Origin of the sequence: Tardiphaga sp. 37S4 (assembly GCF_021044645.1) — a bacterium.
GTDB lineage: Bacteria > Pseudomonadota > Alphaproteobacteria > Rhizobiales > Xanthobacteraceae > Tardiphaga > Tardiphaga robiniae.
The window spans coordinates 5130311-5141768 of the sequence record NZ_CP088008.1 but is presented as its reverse complement, the minus strand read 5'-3'; the positions used below and the strand labels follow the sequence as shown (position 1 = coordinate 5141768).

The following is an 11458-nucleotide window of genomic DNA, read 5'->3' as shown; positions in this document are numbered from 1 at the left end:
ATGCAGATGCGCGTTGCCACCTTTGCGATTAACGACCAGATGATCGCATCCGCTTTGCGCACGCAAAGCACCATGGCCAATCAGCAGATCCAGGAGGCTTCGGGGCTGATCTCGTCGGATTTTGGCGGGTTGGGGTCATCGGCGCAGCAGGTGCTCAATCTTCAGGTCTCGGTGACCCGGGCGCAGTCCTATATCGATGCCGCCACGCAGACCAACAGCAAGATCCAGGTGATGTACTCGGCCGTCAATTCGGTGTCTGATCTGGTGACGCAGTTCCGGACCTTGCTGACCAGCGCATCGAGCGCTTCGAGCACGGACGCAGCCAGCGTGACAGAGACCGCGAAGAACATGCTGGAGCAGATGGCGTCGCTGCTCAACACGCAATACAACGGCGGCTATCTGTTCGGCGGTTCTGCCACCAAAACCGCGCCGGTGGATATATCGAGCGCGACCTATGCCGCAGCATCGTCGCCGTCCACCGCAGACACCAACTACTATCAGGGCGACAGCCAGCTCGGCGCTGTACGCGTCTCGGACAATCAGACGGTCTCTTACGGCGTCACGGCGGACAATACCGCTTTCGAGCAGATCCTACGGGCCATGAATCTGGTAGCGAGCAATTCGCCGCTTTCGACCGACACGCTCAATGAGGCGCTCGATCTGGCAGTCGATTCCATCGACAAGCTTGGCGTGGTGCAGACGCGGATATCCAACGCATCGGCCTCAATCGAGCGGGCCAGTGCCTACCAGACCGAGTATCAATCCTATGCCCAGACGCTCGGCAGCGATCTCACCAGTGTCGACGTTGCAGCGGTCACCGCCAAACTGTCGACCTATCAGGCCCAGCTTACGGCATCCTATGCCGCGATTGCCAAGGTTCAGAGCCTGAACCTGGCGAGCTATCTGCGATGATTTGGACGCGAGCGCGACCCTAAATGCGTCTTTCTAAGTTATCCTGTCCCAGCGCGTCGAGTTGGCCCGAAATCTTCTGATGAAGACCGATATGCCGTTGGCCGATGTTGCACAGGCTTGTGGCTTTGCCGATCAAAGCCACTTCACCCGCATCTTTTCCGCTGCGACCGGATTGCCGCGGGGCTTGGCGCCGCGCGACTGGCAATGCAGGTTCCTCAGCGATTTGCTGAAGAAGGCCCACCGATGTCGGGCAGGGTGGTGAAGCCACGCATCAGGGTCCTTTCGGCCTCCGCGATGGCGGCGAGGTGGATGTCGCCGACGAGGCTTGTGCGCCAATCAGTGCCCGTATCAGCGGGAAGTGGTGCACGGGTCAGCAGCGACTGCAGACGCTCAATCACAATGAACCGACAGAGCCCGATCCTCAAGAAAGCCCCCACGTTCGTTGTGCGATATGGCAAGCGCCGCAAGCACTGTCCGGTTGTTGATTTCAAGCTTCTGATAGATGTGATGGAGATGTTGCTTGATGGTGCCGTCAGCAATATTCAGCCGCCGCCCAATTTCCTTGTTCGACAACCCTTCAGAGACCAGGCGCATGATCTGACGCTCGCGCTCTGTCAGCACCGCCAGAACACTCTCCGTGATCGCGATACTCTTCTGTTCGGAGGGTATAACGTTATTGACCGCGGGAAGCGGCAATAGCCTTTGGCCAGCCGCGATCTCCCGCAAGGACTGCACCAGGGGTTCGAGCGGCATGTCCTTCAGGATGACACCGTAGGCGCCAGCGGCGGCCGATAGAGCCAGTTGGCGATCTTCAACGACAGCGGTGAAAAAGACGACCCGCGTTGAAAGCCCCTCGGAGTTGGCGATGGCAACGATTTCCAGCCCGGTCAGGCCTGGCATTTCGATGTCTATAATGGCGATGTCCGGCGTTAAATTTCGAATCGCTTCGATACAGCTCGGGCCAGTGCTGCAGCACGCGACAACCTTGAAGCCGTTTTGCGCTTCAAGCACGCTCGTCAAACCTTGCAGAACCACAGGATGGCGGTCTGCGATCACGACACTGGTGCAACGCATGGGCGGTCCTCAGCCTAGCCCCCCAAAACTTAAACTCCACGCAACCCCGGATATTCCCTTCTTAGCCTAATTTTCTGGAGGCTCAAATTCGTTACGCTACATCGCAACGCAACAAAGAAAACGCGTAACAACTTTGGGTGGACGTATCTGAAATGGTCACTCAAGGATAGATGTCCCGTATGACGAAGCACGCACTCCCTCTATGAAGTCTGCGGTGATTCCCCCGTTTACTATTATGAACGACATCCCTCAGTACCGGCCCATCGCCTATAACTAAAGGTATATAGGGAGATCGAGAATTCGCATCTAACATTCATAAAATCGTCGCAAACGAGAAGGGAGGCGTCTTCAATTCGACGACGAAATGCTTCTAAAAAGACAGAGTTTCTTGCCGACTGAAAATATTCCAATGCCAAAATTTCTGCCGAAGAAGCGGGCTTAACCGCCGACAGATCACCAAGAATGAGCTGAATTTCAATCGCTCAATTTTTTTTAAATCAGTTGCGTATGGTTGGGAGGATCGCGATGCGGAGGCAACAATCTTTTTTTACAATTCTCGTTGGGAAAAATACTTTACTCAGAGAAGGTCTTGCCAGGATTTTACGCTCAGCAAATTTTCGTATCCTAGCCTCAGTATCAAGCGTGGATGATTTGCTCCCGGGTCAACCGCAAGCACACCAGCCCCTGCTTCTTATTGCTCACACCGGCGATGATTTTGACGCCGCGATTGAACAAATCGAACTTTTCAGGGACTATCATCCGGGCGGGCGCATTGCGATCGTGGCCGATCATTATCGAATGGACGAACTGGCTTCTGCATTTCGGGCAGGTGCCAACGGCTACTTTGTCAACGTTATGACCTGCGATGTATTCATAAAATCCATCGAACTGATAATGATGGGTGAAACGATCTTTCCTCCGGCATTTCTATCATCTGTTCTTGCTCCCGAAGGCAGTCACCTGGGCGAGACGGGCGCGCGCGACCAAAACAAGACGCAGGCGATTCTTATCGCTACAGAAGATATGACCACGCCGCAGCTTTCTCCGCGGGAAAAATCAATTTTGCACTGCCTGATTGAAGGCGCCTCCAACAAAAGCATCGCGCGAACGATCCATATCGCCGAGGCAACTGTAAAAGTCCACGTCAAGGCGATCCTTCGCAAGCTCCGAGTCCAGAATCGGACACAGGCAGCGATTTGGGGGATGAACAACGGATCACTGGCAGAACCGGCAAACAGCAACTCTCCGCCTTTAGCTGGCGATTCGAACGGTCGGCTTTCAAATCCCGTTGCGATGATCTCCGAGATCAAGAAAAACGAGACGTCAGTGCCACTGGGTGTGATCAACCACGAGCCAAATCATATTGAGGTCTCGCGCATCGACGGTCTGATCCGTAAGGGCATCAACGGAAAGATCTGCGGCGCGGCACGAATCGGCAAATAGTCAGCGATTGTTGGCGTAGGCGAGCAAGTCGCGCCGACCGGTGGTTGTCGGAGCGTGGCGCTCGCGCCGGTGAACGATCGAACATGGATACGTGAGGCGCTGACGATCGCGCGTGTTCTTGCGACGCGCTTCAATAAATCATTCCACCGATCTTGGGCAACGGTTAGTGCGATGTCGCTCGCGCGCGTGAGGGATGCCGGCGTCAGTTTCTAACAGGCTTTCTGAAAAGCCGGCTCGTTGCGCTGTCGTCGTCATTCCAAGCGCGGCGATGTCAATCGGGCCTCGCGATATCGCGCGCCAGCGATGCAGCCGAAGTCCGGTTTGGTCTGTCTCGTCCCATCATGCGCCACTGCGAGCTGCAGCTTTGCCGCTGCAATACAGTGCTCGCGTGCAATCCAACTATCATTCCGACATCTCATGCAAACGCACGAAGACGCGTGGATAGTCAGCGTCTAGTTTTCTCGTCAATGGCATTCCGGTTTGGCCATCAACACCAGGTCGGGCTGTCGCGTTGATATGATGAACGATTGCGCGCTTCAGCAACACAGGAGGATAATATGAAGGCTGTCATTCAATGCGGCGGAAAGGGAATGCGCTTGCGTCCGCATACGTCCATCTTGCCGAAACCGCTTATGCCGATCGGATCGCGGCCCGTCCTCGAGCTCCTGCTCAAATGGCTCAGGCGAAATGGCATCAGAGAAGTCTTCATCACGACTGGATATCTGGGCCACCTTATTCGCAGTGTTTGCGGCGACGGCAATCAGTGGAACATGCAGATCGTTTACACGCAGGAAGTGGAACCGCTTGGAACGATGGGCCCGCTGTCACTTTTGCGAGAACAACTCGACACGCCGTTTCTGGTCCTCAACGGCGATGTGCTCACGGACCTGAATCTCAGTCAGTTCGTGAGCTGTCATCGCCGACACCAAGGTCCCCTCACCATCGCCACCGCCACACGCCCCACCAAGATGGACTTTGGCGTGATCGACGAGACGGGCGGTTGCGTCACCGGATTCCGCGAGAAGCCCGAACTGTCGCATCTCGTGAGTATGGGCATCTACTGCATGGATCCCTCGGTGCTGGACCGTATTCCGTCAGGTGTTCCATTCGGCTTCGACGACCTGATGGCCCAGATGCTGGAAGAGGAAATACCCGTGAACGTATTCAAGCACAACGGCATGTGGCTCGACATCGGGCGGGTGGACGACTTCCTCAAGGCTCAGGATATTGCATGGGACGAGCAGTCGCCCCCGGCATTCGTGGCAACCGTCGCGGCCTGACGAAGACGCTGCATGTCACGGCTGCTGCTCGTGCAATCTCAAACGTATCGCCGAATCCGGGATTGGAGATGAACACATGCTATTGGTATCAGAGCCAGTCCTGGGTCCGGACGAGCAAACAGCCCTAGCCTCTGTCATCGAGAGCGGCTGGGTTACGATGGGAGACCGGGTCCGGGAATTCGAACAAGCGTTCGCTCATCTTCATGAGGCCGAGGATTCGATCGCCGTCGGCTCGTGCACGGCAGCCCTCCACCTCATCCTGCACGCGCTCGGCATTGGGCCGGGCGACGAAGTTCTCGTTCCATCGCTGACCTTCGTCGCCACGGCCAATAGCGTTCTCTATGTGGGGGCGCGCCCCGTCTTCGTCGATATCGATTCGGCCGAGATTCCGTTGATGTCGCTGGATGATGCTGAAGCCAAATGCACATCGAGAACAAAAGCGATTATTCTCGTCCATTTCGCCGGTTACCTCGCGCATCGCGACACTTGGCAGTCTTTCGCTCGTCGCAAGGGCCTGCTCCTGATCGAGGATGCAGCTCATGCGCCCGGACTGCCCGCAGTGGGGACCTATGGCGAGGCGGCAGCATTCAGCTTTTACGGCAACAAGAACATGACGACCGCCGAGGGCGGCGCCATTATCGCCCGCAGCCGCGCTTTGAGGGAAACCATCAAGCGAGCACGGTCTCATGGCATGACAAGCAGCACGCGACAGCGCCTCACCAGTCGTCGTCCCGATTACGATGTTACGATCCTCGGATTCAACTATCGTATGGACGATTTGCGCGCTGCCGTTGGCCTTGCCCAACTCAAGAAACTTCCGGAATGGAATGACACCAGGCGACGCCTGTCACTGTGCTATCGTCAGTTGATGGCGGAGCATTGCCCAGCGGTGATGATACCCTTCGCGAATCCTTGGCCATCGGCGCACCATCTGATGCCGGTCGTCCTGCCGACGGCAACCGATCGGCAGCCTGTGATCGATCGGCTACGCAAGCGCGGCATACAGACTACGATTCACTATCCCGCCGTCCACCACCTGACATTCTACAGAGAACTCTATCCCGATACGTTCTTGCCGCGCACCGAGGAGTTTGCCCAACGGGAGCTCACGCTGCCGCTGCACCCCCGGATGAACCCGGCCGACGTGGAACAGGTAGTGAATTCCCTTGCAGCCGCACTTGGCACAGAGTTTCCATTAGGGGCAATCGCGTAGCCATGCGCGGAGCAGCGAACCAGCTCCTGGCGTCAACTCCTGCTACGCAGGTAGGCTTGCGGCGCGCCCTTGACATTCTGTTTGCCGGTGCTGCGACAGCCTCTCTCGCTCCTCTCTTCCTGATCGTAGCACTTGCTATCTGGATCGAAGGCGGAAGGCCGATTCTGTTCTCGCAACTTCGTCTCGGGCAAAATGGACGACCGTTCCGCATGTACAAATTTCGCAAGTTCAGGCCGGATTGCGACCGGCATGGATGTCCGCTCACAATGGAGGGAGACGGCCGCCTGACTAGGATTGGCCGCATCCTTGCCGCGAGCAAGCTGGACGAGTTACCGCAACTCTGGAACGTCTTGCGCGGCGACATGGCGCTCGTGGGACCGCGGCCTGAATCGCTCGCATTCTTCGACTGCTTTCACGGTGGCTTCGAGAAGCTTCTCGACCACAAGCCCGGTCTTGTTGGTCCGTGCCAGGTCATGTTTCGGCATGAAAGCAAGCTCTATCCCGCTGACGTTGCGGCTGTGGATTTCTATCGACAAGTTCTGTTCCCGACCAAGGCGAAAATCGATCTCGCTTATTTCCCGCGCCGAACACTGGCTTCTGATCTCGGCTGGATTGTTCGTGCGGCCTGGGCAATCGCGGTGGGATCGTGGACCGAATACACGCGGAAGAATCAATCGAGAGAATCTAAACAACAAACCGGACATTGACGGCCATGAATTACCTTGGTGCCAGAATTCTCGTCACGGGAGCCGACGGTTTCATTGGCTCGCACCTGACCGAAGCGCTTGTTTCGGCAGGGGCCAACGTTACCGCTCTTGCCCAGTACAATTCCTTCGATAGCCATGGTTGGCTGGACGACCTTCCGGATTCGACCCGAAAGAAAGTCAACCTGGTTCGCGGCGACATCCGCGATGCGGCTTTCGTCGGTCGTCTCGTACCCGGCCACGAAATCGTCTTTCATCTCGCGGCACTGATCGCGATCCCCTATTCCTACGTCGCTGCGCAATCCTATGTCGAAACAAACGTGCTCGGCACCTTGAATGTGCTTGAGGCCGCGCGGCAGTGCGGCACCGAGCGGGTCATTCACACGTCGACCAGCGAGGTCTACGGCACAGCCATAACAATGCCGATCGATGAAACTCATCCGCTGCAGGGACAATCGCCGTATTCCGCTTCCAAAATAGCCGCGGACATGATGGCAGGGGCTTTTGCGAAGTCGTTCGGCGTGCCAGTCGTCATCCTCAGGCCATTCAATACGTTTGGGCCACGACAGAGCGAAAGGGCGATCATCGCTGCCATCATACGGCAAGCGTTAGATCCTTCCTGCCCCGCGATCATGATCGGAGATGCAACAACCGTACGTGACCTTACATTCGTTGCAGATACCGCGGCCGCGTTCATGGCTGCCGGACTGGCCGAGGGCATCGAATACGGCCAGCCATATAACGCAGGTAGTCAGCGGGCGATCATGATCCGCGACCTGATTGATGTCATCGTCGATCTTACTTCCAGCGAAAAGCCTGTGCTTCAGGATGAGAAACGTCTGCGACCGACAAATTCGGAAGTGCGAGCGTTGCTCGCTGATTGCACCCGTTTCGTCCATGCAACGGGATGGTCACCGCAGGTCACGCTGCGGGAAGGGTTGGAGCGGACAGTTGACTGGTGGCGTTATCGCCTTTCGGGAAAGCAAGTCCGGCGGCAAAGGGATTTCATCACATGATGGCCCGGCTAAGTTATGCCCGAGCTCTCCTGTGCTGTGGCGCCCTTGTCTTGCTCGCTTCCTCAAGACCCGCCTCAACTGAATCGCTCGCAAACGCCCAATTCCTCCCGGCGCCCGCCATGGATCTGCCTGGCTATCTCGCGTCAACCGCCGACGCAACCCTCGGTACGACCTTTGTACGTGTGACCACGCCTGACAGTCCGATGGGAAACGGCATGGTTTGCAAGCGTTCCTACTGCACGCATCGCTATTCGAGCGCGCAGGCGTGGAACGCCGACCAGAGCCTGCTTTTGATTGTCAACGGCTGCAATGGCCTGTGCTTTCTTGATGGGCGCACCTATGCTCCACTGTTTCGGCGACAGCGCGGGGGTGAATGCGAATGGCATCCGCAAGATCCGGAGCTCATGATTTGTGTCGCCGGGCGTCGCATTTCGCGATGGGCGCCGCGAAGCAACGCCGAAGATGTAATTCTTGAGACGGAAGTATATCGGGAGCTTCAATTCGGCCCGTACAAGGGCAATCCCTCATGGGACGGCAACCGTATCGTGGTGCGCGCCATCAGCCAACAGGGCACGCTTGTCGCATTTGCGTTGGATATTTCGGATCGCCGGAAATTTCCTGATATTGAGCTGGCGCGAATTCCCGGCAAAAACAGCTATTGCGGAATCTCACCGCTGGGCAAGTACATATTCTGCCAGCAGTCTCTCATTGACTTCACAGATCAAGCATTTGTCTTCAGCATTGAGGGTGATCTCCTGCAGAGCTGGACAGAGCATCACCGGCCCGGCCACGGCGACATGACCGTCGATGCCGGCGGTGATGAAGTTTATGTCGGCATCAGTAAGTCGGCGCCCGACAAGTATCAGGTCATCAAACGGAGACTCCAAGACGGACAGGTCACGGCGCTCGCTCCCTATGGAGAAGCTCAGCATGCATCGATGCGAGCGATACGCCGTCCCGGCTGGGTCTTCATGAGTTATGCCGGCGCCGCGCTCGCTCCCGCCGGCGGCAAGAAAGTGGCACCGTTCGCTCAGGAAGTTATCGCACTTAAAATCGATGGCAGTGGCGCGTTTCGACGTATCGCGCATACGCGCAACGCTCCGCATGACTATTGGAGCGAAACGCATGGCTCACCTTCTCCTGATGGATCGCAAGTCATCTGGTCGAGCAACTGGGGGCAACGAGGCGGGCCGGTATTTGATTTTGTTTCCCGCATCGACTGGGCTGATCGAGACAGCGGAAACGACTTAGCGCAAGGAGGTCGTCATGAAGGGCAACAGGCGCAGTAAGACTTTTAGCTATGTCCCCATCAGCGTCTGGGCAGGGATCGTTGTCTTGGCAGGCAGCGACGGTTGCCTTGGAGCTCAATACAGCCTCGCGCCTGGCGATACTGTCGAGGTATCGGTCGGTGGAGCGCCTGAACAGCGCAATAGAGCTCAGATCCAGATTGACGGCACCATTGCTCTTCCCGGGGTCGGTACGGTGCCGGTTGCAGGTCTGACCCCGTCGGAACTTCAGACTCGCATGGAGACGCTGCTGCAGTCCAGGATTCTGCGTCAGCGCTCACCGGATGGGCGAGAGCAGGCGCTCGTCATCAAGCCTGGGGACGTGATCACGAGCGTCGTGGAATATCGACCGATCTACGTCACAGGCGACGTTCTCACGCCCGGACAGCTGGTGTATCGCGCGTCCATGACTGTACGCCAAGCCGTTGCAGTCGCCGGTGGCTTTAGCCTGTTGCGTTCTCGCGGTCAGGTCGGTGCTATCGATCCGGCGGATCTGTTGCGCGATTACCAATCTTTGTCGACCGAGTACATCAAAGAGTATATCCACGTGATCCGCACCAATGCGGAACTCCAGGGCAATGACAGCTTCGATCAGAAGATACCCAGCGAAGTATCTTTGCCGGTCTCCGTCATCGAGTCGATCATGCAATCCGAGTCGGCGTCGCTAAAGACCGCGCAAATCGACTATCGTAAGGAACGAAGCTTTCTGGAGGATGCAGTCAAACAATCGGAGGCTCAGCTCGTAACCCTCAGGAAGCAGCAGGACGGTGAGGAAAAGGGTGTTCAGGCTGATGAGGATGAGCTGGATCGGGTAGCCAAGTTGTTTGGCGCAGGATCATTGCCAAGCCCCCGTGTTACGGAAAGCCGACGCGCTCTTCTGTTGTCGTCGACAAGGCGTCTTCAGACGATGGTCGAAGTCATGCGGCTGCAACGTCAGCGCGACGACTTCGTGCGCCAGATCGAGCGGGTCGCCAATCTGCGAACCATCAATCTGTTGCGCGAGTTGAAGGATTCAACCGTTCGCATGGCGGACTTGCGGGTTAAATTGCAGGCGTTGAGTCAAAAATTGCAGCCTGTCGGCGGTGCGGGAGCACTACCTGTCGGAACCAGCGATCTCCGAGCAGAGGTAACGATCGCACGAAAGGTCGGCCAGCAGTGGAACAGGATCGTCGCATCAGTTGATTTCGATGTAGAGCCGGGAGATGTGGTCGAAGTTGCGCTGCGCCCTTCGGGAGTAGCCAGCGCATCTAACTGAGCCATTGGCACAAGCGGGGGTACCCACAAAGGATACCGCGCTTACGACCTCTGGCCGGACGCCTGCACAAAACTGCGCGCTGAGGCGCGCATCGCTTTTCCAGCCGACATTTCCTCCATGTCATTCAGACCGCTAGAGGCCCCACGAATAGTAGACTGCCTCAGCCAAATGTGCAGTCGGATTACCCCAACTTGAACATTTACATGGCTCATCGAAATTGGAATGCTTTCCCTCCGATCAATCCTTGTCATTCGATTGAAGTAGTAGGCGAAGGGAATGACGACATGTTGAATTTGAACCAGAGTGCCACATTGCCCGGCGCAATTGCATCGCTTCATCCCTGCAGGGAATCCATCTTCAACATTTCGAATCGTGCTCCCGCTATCCGGCCAGACGCTGACCCAGGCAACAAGCCCGACCTTGGCGAGCAACGTGACGTCCTACACGCGGTTTTGGCGCGTATTGGCTGCGGGCAAGTTCTGCTCAAGCGTGGCTGTGTGCTTGACGTGAGTGCAATCGGACGTGCGATATTGGAACGCGAATGCAACCTCACCACCAGCCCTGAAACGCTCTACAGCGCCGTCAAGCAGCTGGTGAACCGCGCGGGAGCCCAAATTCCCGTTGGCTCGACATCATGGCTCGCGACTTCCTTCAAGGAGGGCGTCACCAGCCTTGTAAGCCAGATGGTCAATGTTTGGACGGATGAAACCAGCACCATCATTCTGCTCGATCTCGACGCTCATCCGGAGCCGACGCCCCAAGCGCTCCGGTGTTTGTTCGGCTTCACAGCCGCGGAAACCCAGCTTGCAGTCGAATTGGCGCGCGGCCATAATTTGCTTGATATTGCTCGCGCCCGACGGCTGAGCCGGACGACGATCCGCTCACATCTGGCCTCCCTGTTCGTCAAGACACAGACACGGCGGCAGGCGGAGCTGGTTGCATTACTCGGGCGTGTCGCCGTCCTGCCTTCTCCCGGTAATTGAGTCTGACGATAGGCACCCAGGCGAGCCTCCTTGTTCATCCGGGCACAAACACAGCGGCAAGTGAAACGGGTCGCCGACAGGCCTGCTTTGCTCCGACGTTTGAACTGATTCTGGATCTGACGACACGACGCTTCAGCTTGCGTGCATGATGCCAAACGCGCTTCGGAGTAATCCTCTTGGTGTCGATGTCTCAATTCTTCAGGATCGCCGAATACTTCCGACGCGGCCGTCATTCGAACGAATGAAGACACTTTGTGATCGCCTCGTAAGCTCACATCGTCCGCTCATACGC

General features: G+C 56.9%; 11 protein-coding genes. 10 read left to right on the top strand and 1 reads right to left on the bottom strand.

Annotation, left to right across the window (positions count from 1 at the left end; translation table 11 throughout):
• Positions 1-912 carry a flagellin gene (locus LPB73_RS24325; RefSeq protein WP_231078489.1) on the top strand — a complete coding sequence of 304 codons (912 nt, stop codon included), beginning with the start codon at positions 1-3 and terminating at the stop codon, positions 910-912.
• 40 nt (positions 913-952) lie between these two features.
• Entirely contained in the window at positions 953-1174 is a 222-nt protein-coding gene (locus LPB73_RS24320) for a helix-turn-helix domain-containing protein (protein WP_349768815.1), read from the top strand.
• A gap of 128 nt (positions 1175-1302) precedes the next feature.
• Here the strand turns inward: LPB73_RS24320 and LPB73_RS24315 are convergent, their stop codons facing one another.
• Positions 1303-1986 carry a LuxR C-terminal-related transcriptional regulator gene (locus tag LPB73_RS24315; protein ID WP_184512786.1) on the bottom strand — a complete coding sequence of 228 codons (684 nt, stop codon included), beginning with the start codon at positions 1984-1986 and terminating at the stop codon, positions 1303-1305.
• Between the two features lie 642 nt (positions 1987-2628).
• Between LPB73_RS24315 and LPB73_RS24310 the strand changes: the two genes are divergently transcribed.
• The 8 genes from LPB73_RS24310 (at position 2629) to LPB73_RS24275 (ending at position 11166) form a co-directional block, all read left to right on the top strand.
• A complete protein-coding gene (locus tag LPB73_RS24310) occupies positions 2629-3429 on the top strand; it encodes a LuxR C-terminal-related transcriptional regulator (protein ID WP_231078487.1) in 801 nt (266 codons plus the stop codon).
• Between the two features lie 557 nt (positions 3430-3986).
• Positions 3987-4709 carry a sugar phosphate nucleotidyltransferase gene (locus LPB73_RS24305; protein ID WP_089266608.1) on the top strand — a complete coding sequence of 241 codons (723 nt, stop codon included), beginning with the start codon at positions 3987-3989 and terminating at the stop codon, positions 4707-4709.
• Between the two features lie 76 nt (positions 4710-4785).
• On the top strand, positions 4786-5922 hold the full coding sequence (locus LPB73_RS24300; protein WP_089266610.1) for a DegT/DnrJ/EryC1/StrS family aminotransferase: 1137 nt from the start codon (positions 4786-4788) through the stop codon (positions 5920-5922).
• Between the two features lie 56 nt (positions 5923-5978).
• The gene (locus LPB73_RS24295; RefSeq protein ID WP_231078486.1) at positions 5979-6629 is read left to right on the top strand and encodes a sugar transferase; all 651 of its coding nucleotides are present in this window, start codon (positions 5979-5981) and stop codon (positions 6627-6629) included.
• A 5-nt stretch (positions 6630-6634) separates the two neighbouring features.
• Positions 6635-7642, top strand: a complete 1008-nt coding sequence (locus tag LPB73_RS24290) for an SDR family NAD(P)-dependent oxidoreductase (RefSeq protein ID WP_231078485.1) — start codon at positions 6635-6637, stop codon at positions 7640-7642.
• A 119-nt stretch (positions 7643-7761) separates the two neighbouring features.
• Positions 7762-8931: a hypothetical protein gene (locus LPB73_RS24285; RefSeq protein ID WP_349768795.1), complete on the top strand. Its 1170-nt coding sequence runs from the start codon at positions 7762-7764 to the stop codon at positions 8929-8931.
• Positions 8909-10183, top strand: a complete 1275-nt coding sequence (locus tag LPB73_RS24280; RefSeq protein WP_231078484.1) for a polysaccharide biosynthesis/export family protein — start codon at positions 8909-8911, stop codon at positions 10181-10183. The genes LPB73_RS24285 and LPB73_RS24280 overlap by 23 nt, the downstream gene beginning before the upstream one ends.
• 191 nt (positions 10184-10374) lie before the next feature.
• Entirely contained in the window at positions 10375-11166 is a 792-nt protein-coding gene (locus tag LPB73_RS24275) for a helix-turn-helix transcriptional regulator (RefSeq protein ID WP_231078483.1), read from the top strand.
• Positions 11167-11458 lie beyond the last annotated feature (292 nt).

Bases quoted from the DNA above. Each gene is read 5' to 3' on its own strand.
- LPB73_RS24300 (WP_089266610.1), top strand. From the start codon at position 4,786: ATGCTATTGGTATCAGAGCCAGTCCTGGGTCCGGACGAGCAAACAGCC.
- LPB73_RS24305 (WP_089266608.1), top strand. From the start codon at position 3,987: ATGAAGGCTGTCATTCAATGCGGCGGAAAGGGAATGCGCTTGCGTCCG.
- LPB73_RS24280 (WP_231078484.1), top strand. From the start codon at position 8,909: ATGAAGGGCAACAGGCGCAGTAAGACTTTTAGCTATGTCCCCATCAGC.
- LPB73_RS24325 (WP_231078489.1), top strand. From the start codon at position 1: ATGCAGATGCGCGTTGCCACCTTTGCGATTAACGACCAGATGATCGCA.
- LPB73_RS24290 (WP_231078485.1), top strand. From the start codon at position 6,635: ATGAATTACCTTGGTGCCAGAATTCTCGTCACGGGAGCCGACGGTTTC.
- LPB73_RS24315 (WP_184512786.1), bottom strand. From the start codon at position 1,986: ATGCGTTGCACCAGTGTCGTGATCGCAGACCGCCATCCTGTGGTTCTG.
- LPB73_RS24285 (WP_349768795.1), top strand. From the start codon at position 7,762: ATGGATCTGCCTGGCTATCTCGCGTCAACCGCCGACGCAACCCTCGGT.